Source organism: Novosphingobium hassiacum (assembly GCF_014196055.1).
Taxonomy (GTDB): Bacteria; Pseudomonadota; Alphaproteobacteria; order Sphingomonadales; family Sphingomonadaceae; genus Novosphingobium; species Novosphingobium hassiacum.
The window spans coordinates 806,218-827,758 of the sequence record NZ_JACICY010000001.1 but is presented as its reverse complement, the minus strand read 5'-3'; the positions used below and the strand labels follow the sequence as shown (position 1 = coordinate 827,758).

General features: G+C 61.9%; 17 protein-coding genes. 6 read left to right on the top strand and 11 right to left on the bottom strand.

Translation table 11 applies throughout. The features are described 5' to 3' along the window. Positions 1-51 precede the first annotated feature (51 nt). Positions 52-198: an anthrone oxygenase family protein gene (locus GGQ88_RS21755; protein ID WP_484549390.1), complete on the top strand. Its 147-nt coding sequence runs from the start codon at positions 52-54 to the stop codon at positions 196-198. A 107-nt stretch (positions 199-305) separates the two neighbouring features. On the opposite strand, the gene GGQ88_RS04125 is transcribed toward GGQ88_RS21755, so the two are convergent. From GGQ88_RS04125 to gloA, 4 genes are all read right to left on the bottom strand, one after another. Next, on the bottom strand, positions 306-1,262 hold the full coding sequence (locus tag GGQ88_RS04125) for an AraC-like ligand-binding domain-containing protein (RefSeq protein ID WP_183611799.1): 957 nt from the start codon (positions 1,260-1,262) through the stop codon (positions 306-308). Between the two features lie 131 nt (positions 1,263-1,393). Further along, positions 1,394-3,103, bottom strand: a complete 1,710-nt coding sequence (gene dld / locus GGQ88_RS04120; protein WP_183611798.1) for a D-lactate dehydrogenase — start codon at positions 3,101-3,103, stop codon at positions 1,394-1,396. Beyond that, positions 3,082-3,534, bottom strand: coding sequence for a cupin domain-containing protein (locus tag GGQ88_RS04115; protein WP_221214479.1), 453 nt, complete (start codon positions 3,532-3,534; stop codon positions 3,082-3,084). The genes dld and GGQ88_RS04115 overlap by 22 nt, the downstream gene beginning before the upstream one ends. A 41-nt stretch (positions 3,535-3,575) precedes the next feature. After that, positions 3,576-4,082, bottom strand: a complete 507-nt coding sequence (gloA, locus tag GGQ88_RS04110; protein WP_343057078.1) for a lactoylglutathione lyase — start codon at positions 4,080-4,082, stop codon at positions 3,576-3,578. A 244-nt stretch (positions 4,083-4,326) separates the two neighbouring features. On the opposite strand from gloA, the gene GGQ88_RS04105 reads away from it, so the two are divergent. Then, entirely contained in the window at positions 4,327-6,684 is a 2,358-nt protein-coding gene (locus GGQ88_RS04105) for a TonB-dependent receptor (RefSeq protein WP_183611797.1), read from the top strand. Positions 6,685-6,850: 166 nt separating this feature from the next. Here GGQ88_RS04105 and GGQ88_RS04100 read toward each other — a convergent pair whose 3' ends face one another. Beyond that, a complete protein-coding gene (locus GGQ88_RS04100; RefSeq protein WP_183611796.1) occupies positions 6,851-8,203 on the bottom strand; it encodes an ATP-binding protein in 1,353 nt (450 codons plus the stop codon). Next, complete coding sequence (locus GGQ88_RS04095) at positions 8,200-8,922, bottom strand: response regulator (RefSeq protein ID WP_183611795.1); 723 nt, start codon at positions 8,920-8,922, stop codon at positions 8,200-8,202. Before GGQ88_RS04095 ends, GGQ88_RS04100 begins: the two co-directional genes overlap by 4 nt. A 211-nt stretch (positions 8,923-9,133) precedes the next feature. On the opposite strand from GGQ88_RS04095, the gene GGQ88_RS04090 reads away from it, so the two are divergent. The 3 genes from GGQ88_RS04090 (at position 9,134) to GGQ88_RS04080 (ending at position 11,037) form a co-directional block, all read left to right on the top strand. Next, positions 9,134-9,634, top strand: a complete 501-nt coding sequence (locus tag GGQ88_RS04090; RefSeq protein ID WP_183611794.1) for a hypothetical protein — start codon at positions 9,134-9,136, stop codon at positions 9,632-9,634. A gap of 144 nt (positions 9,635-9,778) precedes the next feature. Then, a complete protein-coding gene (locus tag GGQ88_RS04085) occupies positions 9,779-10,210 on the top strand; it encodes an EF-hand domain-containing protein (RefSeq protein WP_183611793.1) in 432 nt (143 codons plus the stop codon). Between the two features lie 11 nt (positions 10,211-10,221). Beyond that, positions 10,222-11,037: a sterol desaturase family protein gene (locus GGQ88_RS04080; RefSeq protein WP_183611792.1), complete on the top strand. Its 816-nt coding sequence runs from the start codon at positions 10,222-10,224 to the stop codon at positions 11,035-11,037. Between the two features lie 95 nt (positions 11,038-11,132). Here the strand turns inward: GGQ88_RS04080 and GGQ88_RS04075 are convergent, their stop codons facing one another. Then, entirely contained in the window at positions 11,133-12,245 is a 1,113-nt protein-coding gene (locus tag GGQ88_RS04075; protein ID WP_343057077.1) for a class II histone deacetylase, read from the bottom strand. Next, positions 12,242-14,002, bottom strand: a complete 1,761-nt coding sequence (locus tag GGQ88_RS04070) for an amidohydrolase (protein ID WP_246385425.1) — start codon at positions 14,000-14,002, stop codon at positions 12,242-12,244. Before GGQ88_RS04070 ends, GGQ88_RS04075 begins: the two co-directional genes overlap by 4 nt. Before the next feature lie 211 nt (positions 14,003-14,213). Here GGQ88_RS04070 and GGQ88_RS04065 point away from each other — a divergent pair, with 211 nt between their 5' ends. Continuing rightward, positions 14,214-15,230 (top strand): AraC family transcriptional regulator, encoded by a 1,017-nt coding sequence (locus GGQ88_RS04065; RefSeq protein WP_183611791.1) that lies wholly within the window; start codon positions 14,214-14,216, stop codon positions 15,228-15,230. A 7-nt stretch (positions 15,231-15,237) separates the two neighbouring features. Here GGQ88_RS04065 and GGQ88_RS04060 read toward each other — a convergent pair whose 3' ends face one another. From GGQ88_RS04060 to GGQ88_RS04050, 3 genes are read right to left on the bottom strand one after another with little or no spacing between them, the layout of a single operon-like run. Next, positions 15,238-17,160, bottom strand: coding sequence for an outer membrane protein assembly factor BamB family protein (locus tag GGQ88_RS04060; protein WP_183611790.1), 1,923 nt, complete (start codon positions 17,158-17,160; stop codon positions 15,238-15,240). A gap of 31 nt (positions 17,161-17,191) precedes the next feature. Beyond that, positions 17,192-18,808, bottom strand: a complete 1,617-nt coding sequence (locus tag GGQ88_RS04055; RefSeq protein ID WP_343057076.1) for an amidohydrolase — start codon at positions 18,806-18,808, stop codon at positions 17,192-17,194. Between the two features lie 59 nt (positions 18,809-18,867). Continuing rightward, positions 18,868-21,219: a TonB-dependent receptor gene (locus GGQ88_RS04050; RefSeq protein WP_246385423.1), complete on the bottom strand. Its 2,352-nt coding sequence runs from the start codon at positions 21,217-21,219 to the stop codon at positions 18,868-18,870. Positions 21,220-21,541 lie beyond the last annotated feature (322 nt).

The window sequence follows — 21,541 nt, the reverse complement described above, 5'->3', positions numbered from 1 at the left end:
ACGGCTTTTTACTGGCGTTTTCTGCATTGGTCAGGCGTAGCCTTAATCGCATTGCGGCATGTAGCGCTATCGAAGCGATGCAGGCTATCAACGCCATGGCGTCGGCAGTGCATCGGAGGCGCAGCCGTCTATATTTTCGGCACAATCGTATTTACTATGATCTGCAACGTTCCCGCTAATAACAGTCTTGCAACCTAACCGCCAATACGCCAGATTCTACTACTGTCTGGGCGGCCTACTCGTCAGGCTGGACGTAGTGGAATCACGTCCGCACTATCGCCTCTGCGGTCGCGCCTCGCCTGCCGCTATTTGCTTGCGCAGGATGCGCGGAAGTCGCTTGGGCTCATTTTTGCGTTGGCTTTGAATTTTCGGCTGAAATGGGCAGCGTTGCCAAATCCCCAGCCTAGCCCGATCTCGAAAATACTCGAATCGTTGAAAGCGGGGTTGGACAGATCGCGCTTGCAACCGGCCAGCCGTTCGGTGGAGATGAATTGCCACGCCGTCTGCCCGCTGCCCTCGAACAACCAGTGCAGATAGCGCAATGATATACGATTGGCCGCAGCGATCGATTCAAGCGTCAGGTCGGGATCCTGAAGGCGCTGCCGGATCTTGGCCTTCACCGTTTCGAGTTGGCCAGCCCTGTGGCTGATCTGTTCGGAGGGTTCGGACTGCGAAGCCACGATCATTGCCACGGCAGCGTCCACCAGGGCATCGTAACGCAGCGAGTTGTGGTTGTCGTCCATCCTCACCAGGCTGCGGACGTAGCCTGCCAGCAGGTCCGAGCCGGGTTCGCCCGACTTGATCCACCGCGGAAGATTGCGCCAGGTCTGGGGTAGCCAGTCCTTCAGGCGGTTAAGCGGAAGCGCCACGGAGACCTTGCTCAGCCGTTCGACCACGGTGAACTGCATGTTCTGGGTGTTGTCCCAGATGAAGATGTCGCCCGGGCGCAACAGAGCTTCCTGATCGCCCAGCCGCATGTGCTCGCGGCCTGCCTCGACCAGCTGGATTATCAGGCGTTCCTGTGGTTCGCTTTCGCGCACGATGTCTGCGCCCCGGCGCTCACCGCCACACGGGTCGCACTCGCAGGATATCACCTTGAGGTTGCCCAGGCTCTTCGCGCTGACCGAGGCTTGGAAATCCCCACCGCATGGCGGGGTCGGCTGCCAGTAGCCGAAGGTCGTGTTGAGTTGATCGACCCAGGAATCGTAGCGTCCGCGCGGGTCGTGATCGCGCGTCGTCCATGCATGATCGACTTGGTCCATCTGCCCTCTCCCCCGCTGGCACGTTATCGTGCGCCTGTTTTGTCAGGCAGGATAAGCGCATCTCGGGGATTATGACCATCATTATTATACGGGTGCGCAAGCAAGCATGCAGGCTTGCACAATTTGCATAGTCACACCCAGTTCCTGGCGCGCGAGGTCTGGCCGACCCCAGGGTTGAGCGCATTCGTCGGATCAAGCGATCGATAGAATGCCACGACGTTGTCGGGCGCAGAATAATGATGACCGAAATTGTGTTCGGCCGGGCACATCACGCCCTCATCGTGCAAGCGGCGGATCAACGAGGTCTCGAACGCCTGCGCGTCGGAGCCCGGCTTGAGAATGAAATCGAGATGGAAGACGTTGCATAGGAAGTGCCCGTAATCGGCGCGTAGCATGACCTGCTCTGCCAGGTCTGGCGGAAGAACGATCGGCCAGTCGGTCCGGTTGCGCGGCAGCGCGCAGTCGATGGCGACAAGAGGCCCGGCTCCCTTTGTGATGGCCGCCAGCCGGACCAATGCGCCCGCCGTTGCAAACCGCAGCCGCTGCAGCGCGGCACCTTCGGCGGTGGTGCATTCGTACGCGGCAAGCGATGCGCGTGGATTGCTGGCGAGATGGTCTCGCATTTCGGCCACGCCATCGTCGGCCATTGTCACGATCAGCATGTGCTTGTGTCTCGTTCGCGCACGCAAGGAATCAGGTAAGGGATGCGGAGCGATTTGTCCTACAACCTGCAGCAGGCGCTCTGACGCGGCATGGCCGAAGCGATGCAGCAGACGGTCGATCCGGCGCTTTACTGCAAAGAGGGCCGGCATTCGCCGTGCACCCAGATATCGCACGGCGAGGCACACGTCGTTGCCATGGCTTGCGGCCAGCGTGGCGGCATCGCGGTGCAGGTATTCGGCGCTGACCGGCAAGTGATGGAACGTGCTCAGTGTCGCGACCCTGAAATCGGCAAGGTCACGCGGATCGTCTGATGCCAGAAGGAAAATCGCGGTATGCTTGGGCGCGACGTAGCTCTTCACCCGCACCGCAAAGACGATGACTTTGCCCGCGCTGCCCGAAGCTTCGAAGTGGCACCGGCTGTCGGCATTGTGCCGCGCTGGCGTCTTAGCGGTCAGATCGCGAATATGGTTTTCGTAGGAGGGTTGGCAGGGCACTCGGTTGCAAGGCTCGATCGACTGTAGCGCAATCTTGCCACCGTCGAGGGTGGCGAGAACGGCCTCGGGATCATCGCCCAGGGCAAGGCCCAGATTGTTGATCAGGACAAGCCGACCGTTTTCGTCGACACGCGCAAACAGGGCGTGGCGCGTGAAGGCCGGACCGCGACTGACCAGTGCGCCGCCGGAATTGTTGCAGATGCCGCCGACGACCGATGCTCCGAGGCAGGATGACCCTATAACCGAATGCGGAACCCTGCCGTGCGGCAGTAACGCCTCCTCAAGCCCGGTTAGCGTTGCACCGGCAAGGCACAAGGCTTCGGTGCCATCTGCAATCGGAATGACGGCAGCTATCCGCAGGGTGCTGATCAGCACGACCGGCCGATCATAGTCGCCGCATGGGGTAGAACCGCCGGTCAACCCGGTATTGGCGGCCTGAATGATGAGGGCCGTGTCGGCAGCGATGCACAATTGCGCGGCCCGCCACAACTCGACGAGCGTGGCGGGCCGGACGACGGCAAGGACCGCGCCACTCCCGATCCGATACCCTGTCGTATAGGCGCGCGCGGCGTCCGGATGAGTGATCACGTGCCGCCGACCCACCTCGGCACGCAATGCTCTGACCAGACCAACGCAAGCCTGGCCGACTTGCGGGGAATGGTTCAGCCCTGGCCCGCGAGCCATGCTGCCTCTGCCGCATCCCAAGTGACCAGCGCCTTCGTCGGTCCGCCCGGCTCGTCCACGAATTGCAGCGGCCCAAGGAACGTCATGTAAAACTCGCTATCGATGGGGAAATATGTCTTGCCATGAAACGCGCTGGTTGCCTCATAGCCATAAGCTGGCGCGGTGACGGTTTCGCCACCGGCGTCGATGCCGCCGCGAATTTCCATGCGTCCGCGCGTCAGGTAATATTCGCCGGGGCCAATGTGATGGTGGCTGGCAAAGGACGATCCCGCCGGGCAATCGAAGATCGCAGCCCACGATCCCAGTTCGGGCGCCACGTTCAGCAGTTTCCACCTGATCCCGCCGACGCTGAGCGCGGCAGGAAAATCGATCCACGCCAGATCGTTCAGCTCTACTGTGCGGCAAAGGGTAGGCTCGGTCGCTTTCATCATGTCATCCTCCATTTTATTTGATGTTCAGGCACTGCTCCGGGTCACACCGACCTGGCGAGGACCTGCGGATTGAGAATTTCGATCCAGTAGCCATCGGGATCGCGAATGAAGGCCAGCCCCTTCATCCGGCCTTCGTTGGGACGTTTCACGAACGGCACGCCCAATGCCTCGAAGCGTTGGCAGACAGCCTCGACATCGGGGACGGCCAAACCGATGTGGCCAAACCCGCGCGGCTCTGAGTTTCCGTGGTGATAGGCAAAGTCCGGGTCGTTCTCGGTGCCGTGATTGTGTGTCAGTTCGAGAATGCCCTGCCTGGCGAAGGCATAGGCCGTGCGCGCGGTCCGGTCGGCCGGGACCGGCGCGTCATCGGGCCGGACATATCCGAGGAAATAGAGCGAGAACGCGGCCTCGGGAAAATCGAGGTGCTGGATCACGGTCATGCCGAGCACGCGGGTATAGAAATCGAGCGATGCCTGCGGATCGCGAATGCGCAGCATTGTCTGGTTGAAGACGAAGTCTGCGGTTTCTGCACAAGGCTCTGGTGGCACGCACTGGCTCCTGATGAAGCGCCGCACAGGCAGCGCGACCCGATCTGAAGCCAAGCCCTAACAGGCTGCGCGGATGCCGCTTTCCCAGCAGTGCCAGCAGCCATGACAGATCATGCAGAATGCGGTTTCGGGGCTGTCCTGCACGGAATGCCAAGGCTGTTGGCGCTCTCGAAAAAGCCTGCCGCCGCGCGCTCGTCTAACCAGCAATGCGAAGATGACGCCGATAACAATAAGGGGAGAGGGAATGGAAATGAAGCTCGAGAGACTTCGCAGCGCGCTGCTGGTCTGCACCGGCGCGATGGCGCTTGCCGCGCCTTCGCTGGCCGCCGCGCAGGAAGCAACGGCCACCGATGACAGGAATGACGGAGCCTATCATGGCGGCGAAATTCTGGTCACCGCACGCAAGCGCGCAGAAAGCACGCGTGAAATCCCTGAATCAATCGCGGTGATGTCGGCCGATCTGCTGGAGCGGCAGGCGATTACCAACATCGACAAGGTTGGCCTTCGCGTCACCAATCTCAATCTCAGCACCCGCGCCGACGGCAATCCCAACGTGACGATCCGCGGCGTAGGCTCATTCGGCAATACGCAGGGCGTGGGCTTTTTCATCGACGGCGTGCACATCCTGACCGACGCCTCGGCTGAATTCGGCGAGATCGAGCGGGTCGAAGTGCTGAAGGGGCCGCAGGGTACGCTCTACGGTGGGTCGAACATCGGTGGCGCGATCCGCTTCATCACCAAACGACCGCAGCTCGACGAGCTTTCCGGCATGGCAAAGGTGAAGATCGGCGAGCAGAGCATGCGCAATGCCTCGGCCAGCCTGAACCTGCCGATCGGCAGCAAGGCAGCCCTTCGCGTCTTCGGCTACCGCAATGAAGACGATGGCTTCGTCTACGATCGCGACCCGATCCGCCTCAATGGCCGCTCGAACCTCACTGACAGCAATATCTGGCCGCTTCCCCTGGTCGGAGCAGGCGTGAACTTCGTGCCGGATTCGGGCAACTCGGCCGAACGGTGGCGCGAACATCCCAATGAAAAGACCGAATGGGGCGTGCGCGGTGCGCTCTACGTCGAGCCCTCGGATCGCATGAACGTTCTGATTTCGGCCCGTTACAACGAGATCGATACAGGCAACAACAACTGGCGCGCGGACGACCCCGGGCTGCTGACGTATTCGCCCGAACGCCACCTGACTTTTGCCGGGCGCCTGCGCCGCCACACTTTCGGCATCAGCGGCGAGTTGAACTTCGATCTGGGCGGGGTGAAGCTCAATGCCTTGACCTCGTTCACCGACGCCTATCGCAAGGACACGACCGATCTCGACGTCTCGTCCGAAGTGGGCTTCGATCTGGTCCGGCCCGAGCCGACGAAATACTACACCAACGAATTGCGGCTGACGTCGGACAATGACGGACCGCTCGAATGGATCATCGGTGGTTACTACTCGGTCTGGAAGAATGACTGGTCGAGCTATGCCAACTTCTATGGCCCGACCGATGTGCTGTCCGCCGTCATCCCGCCGTCGAACACGCTCAACATCCTCGACGGTGTCGTCGGCGATCCAGTTTTCGCACCGACCTTCGGCGAAGAGACGACCGTCCGCGTCCCGTTCCCGTTCGAAAACCGCAAGCGCGAAAAGGCCCATCTCGCTGCCTTCGGGACGACCAGCTACAAGTTCGGCCAGTTCGAACTGGGTTTGGGCCTGCGGATCGACAAGTGGACCTATGACACGCTCGATCGCAATGCCGGGCTTTACGCTACCGGCATTCCCTACCTCAAGCAGGGCGGGACAGAGGTCATGCCCAAGGCATCGCTGTCCTACTTCACCACTGCAGGCACGCACATCTATGCCAACTATGCCAAAGGCTACGAGCCTGGCGGGTTCAACCTCTACGACGCGCAGGGCACGCCCAAGCTGAATGCGTTCCGCAAGGAAACCGCCGACAATTATGAAATGGGCTTCAAGACCCAGATGCTGGACCGACGCCTCAACTTCAACGCGGCGGTATATTACATCAAATACAAGGATCGCCAGTTCGAGCTGCAGCAGCAGATTGCGATCGGCGGGGTGGTCGAGAACATCCTGAACGCTGGCAGTTCGACCCAGTATGGCTTTGAATTCGATGCCAACTTCCGCGCCAACGACATCCTGACGCTCACCGCCGGCTTTGGCCGCGTCTGGGCCGAGTTCGGTAAGGGCAGTCTGGTCAACGACGTCAACAGCCAGCCCAGCGATGTCAGTGGCAAAACCCCGCCATGGGTGTCGGACTACAGCTTCAGCGTGGCTGCAGACATGCGCGTGCCGCTCGGCAACGATTATGAACTGGCCGGTACGATCGAATATATCGGCAAGGGGCCATACTGGTTCAACCAGGAGAATACCGCGCGGCACCCAGGCTACGAACTAACGAACCTATCCGTGGGGATCGAAGACAAGACCTGGGGGTTGCGTTTGAACGTCGAAAATATCTTCGACAAGGGATACTATTCGGACGGTTCGATCTGGCCCGGCGATGCCGTGCCGGGTGCGCGCCGGGATGTCGTGATTGGAACTTTGGGCCAACCTCGCCTGATCACCCTGACAGGAACCGTGCGGTTCTGAGACTTGCGTGATTCTCAGTGAGAATTGTGATTGATTTCCGGACCTTGGCTGGCTGCGCGACACTAAACGGCCGGCCAAGGTCCAACCTTGACAGCAACCATGGCATCTGCGCGGGTATTCAGTATCTGTCGGCTAAGCCACGCTTCCCAGGCCGCTTCCCGTCAAATCATTGCGATGGCAAGATCTGGTCTTGCAGTGCGAGTTCGGCACAGAAACGGCCATGCCGGAATGCGAAACGCAAAGATCCTGCATGTGCCACGGCAACGCGTTCGGCAATTGCGAGGCCCAGCCCGGCTCCGTCCCCGCCACGTGCGTTGTCACCTCGAGCAAACGGGCGTCGCAGTTGTTCTGCACTTGCAGCGCTGAACCCTTGTCCCGCATCGCTGACTTCGATGACGACAACGCTGCCCTGTTTGTGCGCATGGAGCCTGGTCGGTCGTTGGCCATAGCGTATCGCGTTGCCAAGAAGGTTGCCGACGGCTCTCGTCACTGCTTGATAGCGCAGATTGGCGCGCAGGGTCTTGTCGACAACGACTTGCGTTTGCCCTTGCGGATCAACGTCCCGGGCAACGCCTGCTAACAATTCCGCCATGCTGACGTCCGATGCCGCTTCTTCAGCAAAGCCGCGGGCAAAATCCAGGAACTGCTGAAGCATTGCCTCGATCCGATCAACTTGCCTTGCGGCCGTTGCTTCAATCTGGTCGTCATGCCCGCTCATCATTTCAAGGCACAAGCGCAGCCGGGTCAGCGGGGTGCGCAAGTCGTGGCTGACCCCGGCAAGCATCAGTGTCCTTTCGGCTTCGTCATTGGCCAACCTTTCGGTCAGCCGGTTGAAAGCACTGGCCACCGCTGCGACTTCGTCAGGGCCGGTTGTTTCCAGCATGGGCAGAATTTGTTCATGCCTTGCCATGTCAGGGGCAAACGCATCAACCTGCGCCGCAAGCCGCTGGAGCGGGGCATCCAGTCTTCGTTGCAAAAGCAGACCCGCCGCGGCTGCAACGATGAACGCGACGAGAAACGCGTAGAGCATTGTCTGCAGTGCGCTGCGCCCGGATGGCGGCGTAACGCTAATCCACACTGCTTGCGTCCCGATCTGCATTTCGAACCACAATCGATCGTCGGCACCGCGCTGCCACTTCAGCTCTTTTCCAGAGCCCAATCGATGGGACAATGCGCGGACAAATTGCCGTTCGATGAAATTTGGTACACGGTTGCGCAATGTCTGCGACGCCGCATTGTCGGCAGGTTCTTGCAGCCGAATCAAGACATTGCCGCTGCTTTCGAACCGCGACAGCATGATCTTACGCTCTGCCTCGGGAAGATCTTCCATCACGTGGGTAAGAACGGAAATCATATCGGCAGTCAGCTGGGCAATCCGGTTGACCTGAGGCTGTATGACCAACGCCATGACCAGCAGCCCCGCCACCACCTGTCCAGCCAGCACAACCCCGACCATCAGCGCGACGTTCCGGCGCAGCATGCTACGCGGCAAGGCCAGCGCAGGAAGCCGCCAACTCATGCCTGGCCGGTTCCGCCGCTTTCGGGCGCGAGTACATAGCCCACACCCCAGACCGTGCGGATGAAGCGTGGCTCACCTGCATCATCGCCGATGGCGCGGCGCAGGCGGGCGACCTGAACATCAATCGCACGGTCGGTCACTTCGGCATCGCGGCCCAGCGCACGGTCGATCAGTTGCGCACGGCTGAGCGGCCTGCCGGCGCTGCGCGCCAGCGCGGCCATCAGCGCAAACTCGCGCGAGGAAAGTGGCAGGACCGTGCCATCGCGGCTGACGGCCATCGCCGAAAAGTTGATCAGGAAGGGGCCGACCACAACAGTCTCGTCGCTATTCGTGCTCCGTGCCGGAGCCATGCGACGCAGCAGCGCGGCAATCCGGGCCACCAGTTCCCGCGGAAGGAAAGGTTTGCCAAGGTAGTCGTCCGCACCCATTTCCAGCCCAAGTACCCGATCCACCGGATCGCCACGCGCCGTCAGCATGATCACCGGCACCTGTTCGCCATTGGCGCGCAAGCGACGCAGGATGGCAAGGCCGTCCTCACCCGGCATCATCAGATCCAGTACGATGACATCGGCAGGTTCGCGCTGCAATGCCACGTCCATTGCTTTGCCGCTGTCCACTGCGCGCACGGAAAAGCCGTGTTCTGACAGGAAGCGCTGCAACAGACTGCGCAGTTCAGGGTCATCATCGACGACAAGCAGGCGGTGCGGACGTGCAGTCATTGGCTTGTTCCTGCCACCGCCGGGGACGATCTGCCAGCCAACACCGTGGGGTAGGTGTGACAAACTGTTACGTCAGAGCGTCACTGCCACGCCCTGCAACGACTTTGGCATTTTCCGACATTCCGGTGATGCATCTTGCGGGCAGAAAACCTCCTGTCGCCCGGAAACACAAGTCGAACCTCTTCACGGGCCAGCAAGAAGGAGATCAGTCATGAAAAATCTTCGCACTACGCTCACCGCACTGACGGCAGTTGCCGCACTTGCATTCGCTTCCACCGCCGACGCCAGCGGCGGCATTCGCGCTCGTGGCCAGAACGGCTCGGTCGGCGCTGTCGCAGGCCAGAGGGGCGTGGCTGGTCGTGCAGCAGGCACCACAACCGCGGCCGATGGCACTGTGACCCGCACCAGCGCATCTGGCTTCCGGGGCACCAATGGTTCGCGCGGCGCTCGTGCATCCACCACCTCGGTCTCGCCCGATGGCGCCGTGACGCGCTCTGCCGGTGCCGCGACCAGTGGCGCGCGGGGCAGCGCATCATCGCAGGGCAGCTTTACCCGGAGCGCCGATGGAACCGCCAGCGGATCGCGCTCCACCAATGCAACCAACGCCGTCACCGGCAACAGCTACTCGGGGTCCACCACGCTCAGCGACGGGGCGGTAAGCCACACTGGCACCTGCACCACTGCTGCGGGCGACACAATCGCCTGCCGCTGATCGCTTCCACAACAGCCGGGGACATTCTGATCTGGAAGTCCCTCAACCTGGCATGGCGCGACGCTCCCAACTGTTGAAGCCTCCCAAGCGTCGCGTCATGCCCTCTTTGCTGACGGATCCCGCACAATGCGTTTCGCTCGTTTAATGAAGCCCGCTCTGGCCTTGGCACTGATCCTCGTCCCAACGTTTGCAATCGCCGGGCCGACACGTCCTTCCCGCGATTTCGGTGGCGAAGAAGCGATGGAACGCTTGCGTGCAGCCGATACGAACAAGGACGGAGCAATTACTCGCCAAGAGCTTCTCGCACATCGTGTGAAGGAATGGCCTCGGCTTGATCGCAACGGTGACGGCTTTTTCAGCAAGGACGATTTGCCCGGCTTTGCCAAAGACCGGTGGGACAATGGGCGCCTTGTTACCATGCGCCAGACCTACGACACAAACCGCGATGGCCGCATCAGCCGCACCGAATTTACCTCCGGCCCGACGCCCGCATACGACCTTGCCGATAGCAACCGCGACAACCGCGTGACCGAAGCCGAAATCAAGGCAGCGATCGCGGGCCTCAAGCGAAACTAGGGGATCACACCATGCGTCTGGCATTCCAACACCCCTGGATCCTTGGCATCATGCTTGCCCTCGTGCTGGCAGAAATTGGCTGGCGTTTGCGCAAGGGTCGCGGATATGACGGCAGTGCGGCGGCAGCCAGCCTCGGCGTGGCGGTGGGGCAGGCCGTGTTCCGGCCGATCACCGGCATCGCGACAGGTGCGATCTTTCTGCTGCTGGCAGACATCTCGCCACTACAACTGTCCGCCAGCGATTGGCGGACGTGGGTTGCCGGTTTCGTCGCCGTTGAATTCGCCTACTACTGGTTTCACCGCTCCAGCCACACCGTCCGCTGGATGTGGGCAACGCACGCGGTGCACCATTCCTCGCGCGAATATGTGCTGCCCAGCGCAATCCGCCTTGGCTGGACGGAGTTCTTTTCGCTGGGTTGGGTCTTCTTTGCCGCATTGGTGCTGTTCGGATTTCCGCCCACGGTGGTGGCTGTGCTGCTGGGCGCGAACCTTATCTATCAGTTTCCGCTGCACACCGAAGCCGTGCGCCGCCTGCCAAACTGGATCGAAGCGGTGTTCAACACACCATCGCATCACCGCGCTCACCATGCCAGCGAGACCGAGTATCTTGACTGCAACTTTGGTGGCGTCCTGATCGTGTGGGATCGCCTGTTCGGCACCTTCCGTGCAGAACCGCAGGATCGAACACTGCGATATGGATTGGTGCACGATCTCGACTCACGAAATCCAGCCCGCATCGCGCTGAACGAATGGCACCGCTTGTTGGGTGACATTGTGCGAGCGCGGGGGGTACGGGAAAGGATAAAGATTGCCTTGGGCCGACCCTAACCAATTCATACACCTACCAGATGCTGCCAAATCGAGAAAGGCGGTCTCAGACTCACCGACCGAGACGCCAAGCTTCCTGCCACCTGCTCGCAAGATCAGAGGTTCAATTCAGCAGCCATTTCATCGATCAACGTGTGGTGAAACTGCAGCATGCGGTTTGCTGGCTGTTGGGCCATGAAGAACTCCAGCTCAGGGTCGATCACGGCGCTGCGTGTGCCCTTCAGGCCTTCCAGCACGGCTAGCCCGCAGAACGGCACATAGGCTTCGGCGTAACCCCCTTCGTGAACGATGGCGAGGCGCCCTTCACACAGTTCATCGGCAAGAGAGACCATGCGCTCGGTCATGTCCCGGAAAGTGTCGGAGTGCAGCAGTTGGCGTGCCAGCGGATCGACCGCGTTCGCATCCAAGCCGCTGGCAACCACGATCAAGTTAGGATCGAACTGGCGCAGTGCCGGAATCACGATCCGGTCCAGCGCGGCAAGGTACGTCTCATGGCCGCTTCCTGCCGGGAGCGGAATGTTGAGGTTGGCGCCGAGGCCTGCGCCTTCGCCGCGCTCTTCAAAGCCTGAATAGCCCGGCGGGAAACAACGGTCCTGGTGAACAGATACGGTCAGCACGTCAGCCCGGTCATAGAAGATCGACTGCGTGCCATTGCCGTGGTGCACGTCCCAATCGACCACGGCCACTTTGCCTACGCCATGGCGCGCCTTGGCAACCTCAATCGCAATCGGGATGTTGGCCAGCAGGCAAAACCCCATCGGCTCGTGCGCCAGGCAGTGATGCCCCGCCGGGCGGCATAGCGCATAGGCATTGCGCGCGCGGCCAGTCAGCACCGCGTCCACCGCTTCAATCGCCAAACCCGCCGAAAGGCTAGCAATCTCGAACCCGCCCTTGCTGAATGGCGCAAACACGCCAAGCTCGCCGCCGTTCGCATCGCTCAAGCGTTTGAATTCGTCGATGTAGCTTGCCGGATGCACGCGCAGCAGATCCTCGCGCGATGCAGGAGCGGCGCTGCGCACCTCAAGCTCGCTGTCGAATCCGGCTGCGCGGACCAGATTGAGCAGGCGGCGCTTCGAGCCGGGCGTGTCCGCGCCATAGCTTCCGGCGGGCGGCTCGACCCAGTCCCCGACCGGCATGAACAGCGCCTGCACGCCGGTGCTGTGCCAGAACGTGCGCTCATCGGTCAGGAACAGCGTTGCATCGCTCACTTGGTTTCTCCTTCGGCGACAAAGACTTTCTCGCCCGCAATGTAGGTGGCAAGCACGCGGGTCTTGTGGATTTCCCCTGCCGCCACGGTCAACGGATTGCGGTCCACCACGATCATGTCAGCCAGCTTGCCGGGTTCGATCGTGCCGCCCTGATCCAGACGGCCCATTTCCGCCGCGCCATTGCGGGTCATCACGGCCAGTGCCTGTTCACGGGTGATCCGCTGGCCCGCGTTGATCGGCTCGCCGGTGGCGCCGGGAACCTGCCGCGTCACCAGCGTTTCAAAGGCAATCCATGGGTTGACCGAAGGCACCACCGGCCAGTCCGACCCGATCACCACGTTCGCCCCGCTTTCAACAACATCGCGCATCGGCCACAGCCGCTTCATGCGTTCTGGTCCCACGGCCGTTGCGATATCAATCGAGGTAATCGGCGTTGGCCACCAAATGTAGGGCGAAAATTCCCAAGTGAAATGAAGCTCGCGACCACGGGGCACCTCGGCCATATCGACGAAGGTGTTGTGGCCGATTTCGTGATGCTGCCCCGTGAAGCCGTTGGCCTTGCGCGCAGCGGCAATGGCATCGGCAGCTTCGCGCACGGCCCCGTCGCCCGCAGCATGGAACTTCACCAGAATGCCCTGCCGGTCAAATTCCGCAAGTGCAGGGAACAGCACGTCTTCGGGGATCAGTTTGAGGCCGGTGTTGCCCGAGCCACCATGTGCACCGGTCCCATGCGCATAAGGTTCGATCATGGCAGCGGTGCGGCCTTCAAGCGGCACGCCATCAAGAAACATCTTGACGCAGTCGAGCTTCAGCCGCTCGCTGCTCAATGCCTGCCGCTGCGCGATCAGGCCTTCGCTGTCGCCCGAATTCGGCCCCCATACGATGCAGCCGCGCGCATACTGCTTAAGCCCGCCACTGCGGGCATAGGCCGAAAGCCCGCCCACCATCTCGCGCCGCACCGCCGCATCGGTAAAGCCGACGATGCCGTAGGACAGCATCTCGTCGGTTGCCACTTTCACCGCGCGGACCTGGTCGTCCTGCGAAATCTTGGGCATGAACTTTTCGATATTGCGGGAAGCCACTTCGCGCAGCACGCCGGTGGGTTCACCTTTGGCATCGCGATCGATCACGCCGCCTGCCGGATTGGGCGTATCGCGCCCGATACCGGCGATCTGCAGCACGCGCGAGTTGACCCAGACGCTGTGCAGGCTTTCGTCGTTGAGCAAGACCGGATTGTTAGGCGCTGCAGCATCCAGCAGGCGGCGGTGCTGTTCTCCCGGCTTGAAAGCGGCACCCACCCAGCTGCCGCCCGTGATCCATTCCCCCGGCTTGGCCTTGGCCGCACAGGCCTTGACCGCTGCCACGATCTCCTTTGCCTTCGCCCCTTGTGCAAACCGGCAGGACAGTTTGTCCTGACCGGCAAAGTACGTGTGCACGTGCATGTCATAGAGGCCTGGCATCAGCGTCCGCCCGGCAAGGTCGATCCGCTTTGCGCCCTCCAGCGGCAGCTTCTCGATCTCGGCCACCGACCCTACCGCTACGATTACGCCTTTGGCTACGGCCACGGCCTGCGCCGTGCCTGACGGGGTCACCACCGTGCCATTGACGAAGACCATGTCGGGCCGCGGAGCATCGGAGGCGGCTGCCATCGCGCCATCGCTCGCCCCCCCGTCGTGCGCCTGGGCTGAAGCCGTCGCCAGCGCCACAGCGCAGACCGCCGCGTGTGAAAGCAGGGAAAAAGCGGCTGGTCGGATCATGGCGATGGCTCCCTTGGCCAGCAGCAGGTGCTGGATGGCTGCGCGATCAATTCGCCGCCCGTCAGAGGTTAGGCCAAATGCGTTGGTCAACCGGCTTGGCCAAAGCGGCCAATCTCCTGTTTTGGCGTTGAATCCCTAAAGCAAAAGGCCAATCGTGCCAGGCTATGGCCTGTAAGCGGTGTTCCCCTGCGCAAACTGGCGAATTTGCGGCATGACCGGGCCGACGATCTCGGTCGTAGTCTTGCGCCATATCGTCCATTGCCTGGATCTTGCAGGCTTTCCGCCCGAGCCGCTGCTGGCCGAATGCGACATCCGGCGCGAGAGCCTCGACGATACCCGGGCGATCATGCCACTGGCCGATTATCTGGCGTTTTTCGAAGCTGCGGCAGAGCGAGCGGGCAATCCCTGTCTTGGCCTTCAGGCTGGAAGGCTAGGCGGGGCAGACAGTCTTGGCGCGCTCAGCTTCCTGTTTTTCAGTGCGCCTACGCTGCGCGCTGCGTTGACCGGCTTCGATACTTATCTGGGTGCCATTCAGGAGGCAGTGCGCCACCGCTTCACGGTTTCCGCGGGGATCGCGACGTTCGAATATGCGCTGACCGATCAGGCGCTGCAGAACCGGCGGCAGGATGCAGAATTCTCGCTAGCGCTGATGTATAACCTGTGCCGCAGCTTTGTCGGGCCGGAGTTCGAACTGGTCGAAGTGCGGTTCGAGCATTCCCGGCAAGGCAATGCCCGTCTGCACCGTGACCTGTTCCGCTGCGAGGTCTATTTTGATCAGGAGACCAATTCGTTCTCGTTCGAAGAGTCGTTCCTCTCTCGCACTGGTGGTGCAATCGATCCGGGGCTGTTTCCGATTATCGAGGAGCATCTCGAGCGTAGCGCCGGCGATCCGCTGCGCAGGCATGGTCTTGTGCGCGAGGTACGCCGGTTGCTGGAAGGTAGTGCGCTGGATGAGCCTGTCACGCTTGCAAGCGTGGCAATGACGCTGGGGGTTTCGGTCGCCACGCTCAACCGGGCGCTGCGGGTAGATGGCCTGCGCTGGCGCGATCTGGTGCACGAGCGGCGAATGACGGCGGCCGCACGCCTACTGCGCCACAGCCAACGCGATATTGCCGAAATCGCGCTGGCTGTGGGTTTTTCCGAAAGTGCCAGCTTCGTGCGCAGCTTTGCCCGGCATTATGGGCACACGCCCAAGCGCTATCGGGATGCAGGTTCGGATGGATCCTGACGGGTCGTTATCGCGCGCGCAGGGCATAGGCCACCATGGCATCGCCCAGCTGCGTACCAAAACCACCATGCCCACCGGCTGAAATGATCACATATTGCTGCCCGTCGGTATGGCGGAAGGTCATCGGCGTGGCGGTTGCTGGCGCTGGAACGGCCACGCTCCACAACACGCGCCCAGTTTGCGTATCATAGGCGCGGAACCGGCTGTCGAGGCTTGCCCCGATGAACACGAGCCCGCCTCGGGTGACGATGGGGCCGCCCTGGTTGGGTGCGCCCCATTCGGGCGGGCTGATCACGCCACTCGGCAATTTCACCTGCCCGAACGGCACCTGCCAACGCGTCTGGCCGGTGCGCATGTCTATCGCCGTGAGACGGCCCCAAGGCGGTGGATTGCAAGGTGCGCCCAGCGGCGACATCAGCACCTCGCGCAGCATCACATAGGGCGAACCTTGCATCTCATAGACTGACACGCCGGGGCGCTTGTCGCGGCTTTCGACATATTCCGACCGCGGCTTGAGCGTGACTGAGGCGACTAGGTTCGACGAATTGACCACGGCAAGGCCGCTGCCCGGATCATAGGCAATGCCGCCCAAGTTGGTACCCCCCAGAAAGCTTGGATGCAGCACGCTGCCCTTGGTCGAAGGCGGCGTGAACAAGCCTTCGTTGCGCAAGGCGGCCATGCGTTTGCGACAATGGCGCTGGTCAAACCACGCCATCCCCCAGGCATCCTCGGCGGAGATGGACTGCGATGTAACCGGGCGAGGCAGGACCGGCATGGGTTGCGTGAGGGCCGCCGTCTCGCCAGGCATGTCGCTTTGCGGCACGGTGCGTTCGACTATCGGAAACAGCGGCTTCCCGGTCTGGCGATCAAGCACGAAGATGTTGCCGGTCTTGGTGCCCTGAATTACCGCTTCGGTCGCACGGCCAGCGTGGTCTATCGTGGCAAGCGTCGGTGCCGATGGCAGATCGTAGTCCCACAGATCATGGTGGACCGTCTGGTACGACCACACTTTGTGACCGGTGCGCATATCCAGCGCAACCACGGCGTTGGCATCGGGAATTCGCCCGATGCGATTGACGCCCAGCGTATCCCAGCTCGCGCTGCCGGTGGGCACGAATACCCAGCCGCGCTTCGCATCGACCGACAGCGGCGCCCAGGCATTGGCTGCGCCGGTGACCGGTGAAAGATCGGCCGGGATGGGGTTCCAGCTCCACAACTCTCGCCCGCTGACAACGTCGAAACCGCGCACAATCCCGTCGAGCGAATTGCGGTACATGTTGTCCTGCACCGCCACGCCCACTACGATGATATTGTCCCAGATTGCTGGGGGTGAGGTGTTTGCGGGCTTTCCTTCGCCCTTGTAGTCAAGCGCCGCCAGATCAACCTTGCCACCCATGCCAAAGCTCGAGCAGGCGGTACCGCGATTGGCATCTATCTCCATCAGCTGAGCATTCTGCCCGGCATAGACGATGCGCCTGCCGCAATCGCGCCTCTGCGCTGCGGGATCGGCAGCCTGCCAATAGGCCACGCCGCGGCAGTAGTTCTGGCGATACATGTTGCCGCTGCGCGGCTTCTTCGGATCGAACGACCACACCTCGCGCCCGCTAGCCGGATCGATCGCCACGACCCTGCCAAACGGTGTGCAGCCATAGAGGCGTCCATTGGCATAGATCGGGGTCATTTCGCTGACGGTGGATTCCACCGCCGGGTCGCTGCCGTCAGCCACTTCACCACTGTGCCAGGTCCAGGCCAGCTTCAGCCTTGCCACATTGCTGCGATTGATCTGATCGAGTGCGGAGTACTTGGTCGAGGACGATTGCCCGCCGTAACTCGGCCAGCCTGTGGCGTCCGCCTCAACAGCCATGACATCTTTCGACGCCAGCACAGGCTGCTGATGCGGGGTCTTGCTGCAGCCGGAAATCAACAGCACGATCCCAAGGCTGACAACACGGTTCAGGGCATCAATCCTGGTCGCTGTGATGGGCACGTTCGCCGCCGATCCACGTTTCCAGCACGCGGGTGGCATGAACATGCGTGATCGGCACTGAAAACGGATTGCGATCGAGCACCAGGAAATCAGCCATTTTTCCGACCTCCAGCGATCCCGCCTTGTCCGCGATACCCATTCGCCGGGCCGCGTTGATGCTGAACATGGCAATCGCTTGTTGTAGCGTGATCGCCTGCGCCGCGCCGAAAGTGCGCGCGCCGCCGCCGGGATTGCGCCGGGTGACCGCCGTTTCGATTCCGATCCACGGGTTGGGCGAAGGCACCACTGCCCAGTCCGATCCAGCAATCACCAGCGCACCTGCGTCAAACCCGTCGCGGATCGGCCATACCCGGTCGATCCTCGGGGTTCCCACCGCGCTGGTGATATCGTCGTTGATCGGCTGCGGATCCCACAGATACGGGGAATATTCCACCGCCGTGTTCAGCGCCTTGAAACGGGGCAGATCGGCCGGGTCGACGAAGGTCGAATGGCCAACCTGATGCATCGGCCCGCCCATGCCATTCGCCTTGCGCGCGGCCTGCACCGCATCGAGCGAGGCGCGTACTGCACGGTCTCCGGCGGCATGAAACAGCACGGTAATGCCCTGCCGGTCCCAGTCGGCCACGTTGCGCGCCATCGCCCCCGGTTCGAACAGCAGCAAGCCTTTGGCGGGCGCATTGGGCTGCCCGCCGCGATAATCATCGATCATCGCCCCCGTATGGCTCTCCGTGGGGACGCCATCGGCGAAGACCTTGATGCAATCGGCCTTGAAGGTGGCGCGCGCAAATGTCTTGCGATCGGCTACTGTGGCATCGAATTCCGGATTGGCCCGACCCGCTTCGGAAAAAGCGATGCAGGCCTGCACCCGCTGTTTCAAAACGCCCCGATCAGCCAACGACGCATAGACTTCCAGGTCAGGCCGAAACGCCATCGCCTCGACAAAGCCGACCACGCCGAAACCAGCCAGCATGCGCAGATGATTTTCCAGCTGCCGCTCGGTCTCGGCGGTGCTTTGCGGCGGCACTTTGCTGGTGACAAGCCGGGAAGCCGTTTCGCGCAGGATGCCGGTCGGCTTGCCTGCTTCATCGCGTTCGATGATCCCGCCTTCCGGGTTTGGTGTGCCCGCCCCGATGCCTGCTGCAGCCAGCGCGCGCGAATTGGCCCAGACGCTGTGACCGCTGACATCGAACAGCATCACCGGATTGTCGGGCGAAATAGCATCGAGCGTCGCAGCCGTGATCGGCGTGCTCTGCAACAGCGATGCTTGCCATTGTCCGCCGCTCACCCATTCGCCGGGCTTTGCCGCCTTCACGCAGGCACTCACCAGTTCCATCAGGCGTGCCGCGCCTGCATCCTGCGGAATGCGGCAGCGGCCTTCATCACCTTTGGCCTGCAGCACCGGGTGGACGTGCATGTCGTAAAGCCCCGGCATCACCGTGCGGCCCTTGAGATCGACCACGCGCTGCGCCCTCACCTTGCGCCCGATCGCCATGATCCGCCCATCGCGCACGGCCAGCGATGTGCGCCAGCCTTGCGGCGTATAGATCTTGGCGTTCGTAAACAGCACGTCCGCCGGGGGGGCAGATGCCACCGCGGCAGCGGGCAGGGCTGCGGCGAATACTGACGCCAGCAAGACCGCAGCCCGGCACATCAGAACGTGTACCCCGCTGTCAGGCCGAAAGTACGCGGCCGGATCACGTGCGAGCGGTAGATCGTGGCCGCGCCATTGTCGCGCGAACGCCGCCCCTGCCACACCGAACTGTCCAGGATGTTGTTGACGAAGACCGAGACGTCCACCCCATTGAAGCGATAACCGGCACGCGCCGACCACTGGTTCAGTGCAGGCGGGTTGGTCAAGGTTCGGTCAGCGCCGCCGTTGCGCGGATCGATGCCCGGCGTCAGGTCGGTCTGTTCCGAACGGTAATCGTAGTCGCTGCGGATATAGCCGGTGTGCTCGCCCAGCGGGATATCGTACTGGCCATGCAGGGAGATCGTCCACGGCGGCGACAGGACATGGTTGCCGGCGGTGACCAGCGGCACCACGGCGCTCGGGCCGCCGGCGAAGGTCTGCAGGAACTTTGCGTTGGTATAGCCGATTTCCGCCTGTACGCTGAACTGGTCGGTGACCTTCGCATCGAACTGCAGATCGAAGCCGCGGCTGCGCGCCTTGCCCAGATTGCCGGTGAACTGGAACCCGCAGGAATTGAGCGCCACCGCCTGCTGGATGTCGGTCCAGTCGATCTGGTAGACGCTGCCCTGCACGCCAACGCGCCCGCCCGCCATGCGTGTCTTCACGCCGAGCTCATAGCTCCATACTGAGTCGGAATTGTACAGCGTCGGCCGTCCGTTGGGATAGCCGATGCTCCCAAGCTCGCCGCCGCAGGGCAGGCCCACTTGCGGGTTGTAGCCGCCGGGGCGGAAGCCCTTTGCCACAGAGGCATAGACCAGCGTGCGCGGATCGATCTGGAAATCGATGCCGAACTTGGGCGTGAACGGGCTTTCCTTCTGCCCACCGATATCGGTGACCGGCGGTCCAACGACCGGCCCTTGCGCAAAGGAGTTGATCGAGAACTCGGTACGGCCGTAGCGCAGGCCGAGCGTCAGCGTGAGTCGGTCCACCGGTTTGAAGCCCACTTGGCCAAACACCGCATACTGCCGGTCCTTGGAACTGGTGGCCTGATCATAGATCAACCTGCCATCGACAAGTGGCGGGAGAACTCCAACAAGGAACGGCGCATACTGGTAGAAGAAGCGGTCATCGACCGTCTGGATCGAAACCTGTTTTGCATCCTGGAAGAAGCCGCCAACCACCCATGTGATCGGGCTGTCAGTCGCCGTCGATTGCAGGCGCAATTCGCCGGTCCAGTTCTTCTGCGTGTTCACGAAGTCCGAAAACGCGGCCTGGTTGGGGATGAGGGGTAGGGTGATGCCGGTAAACAGGCTCTGATCGAAGAGTGTATAGTCGGCCCGGAAAGTCTGCCGCCGGTCAAAATACGATCCGATAGCGATCAGGTCTGCCCCGCCCAGCGCATACTTTATGTTCAGCGATGGCAGCACGAACCGGTCATTGCCGTTTTCGCGTACGCGGTTGCCATTCAGGAACACGCCATTTTCGTAATCCGAAAATGCGGCGTTTGGCGATGCCGGGTCACGCTGGATATTGTCCCAGCTTTCCGGGCTGTCGTTGTTCTTGATCCGTTGGTAGACGACCGAGGGCGTAATCGTCAGGTCGGGCGTCGGGGTCCACCCCACAGCCACGCGACCAACGAAGGAGTCGATGCGGTTGGCGTCTTTGTCGATCACCTGCTTGTCCTCGAACCGGACCCGGTCCACCCAGCCGCCATCGCGCCGGTAATAGGCGCTGGCCCGCACGGCCAGGGTATCGGGCACCAATGGCACGCCGATGGCGCCGCCCAGTTCATAGCTCATGCCGCCGTTTTCGGTCGTCGCCACTTCCGAGCGCACGCGGCCCGATGTCTTCGTTGCATCAGGCTGCGGCGTCAGGAAGCGGATCGTGCCCCCCTGCGATCCCGCGCCAAACAGCGTGCCCTGCGGACCGCGCAGCACTTCGATGCGTTCCAGATCGAAGATCACCGGATAGACGTTGCCACCCGAATAGCCGAGCGCGCGCACCTGGATCGGCGTATCGTCAATATAGATGCCGGTGGTCGATGCGCCGACGGATGAGTTGATGCCACGGATGGCGATATTGGTCGTCGTGTTGGTCTGTTCGAACACGATACCCGGCGTCTGGCGGATCACGTCGGCGAAATCGCGCACGCCGCGCTTGTCGAGCGTTTCGGTGCTGAAAGCGCTCACGCTGATCGGCACCTTGCTCAGCACTTCGTTCTTGCGGGTGGCCGTAACCACGATCTCGCCGCTCTGGTCTGCTTCTGCGGCGGATTGCGACTTTGCGGTGTCCTGCGCAAAGGCGGGCATCGCGGTGACGAACGCGATCAACGCGCTCCCTGCGACCAAGTTTTCGCGAATGTGCTTGCTCATGCGTTGTCCCCCATCAGCTGCACCTCTGCCCTTACAAAGCTGCAAACCACCGAGCAGAGGCTATATCGGACGGCGAATTTCCAATTGATCATAAGTGGCAAATCCGGCCTTATGTGACACTTCCGGCAAACCGGTGAGCCTGTGACACAATCTTGGCCAGATCTGCCAAGCACCCCTGCAAAGGCAGGCACCCAGCAAATCGCGGCACAGCAAAAAGCCTCTTCTTCGCAAGGGCGTGCAGAGGAGAGGCTGGTAGCCCAGCGCTGCGGTGGTCACCGAGCCGCGCGCAATATCGGCCAGAGCCTTTTCCGCCGATTCAGAA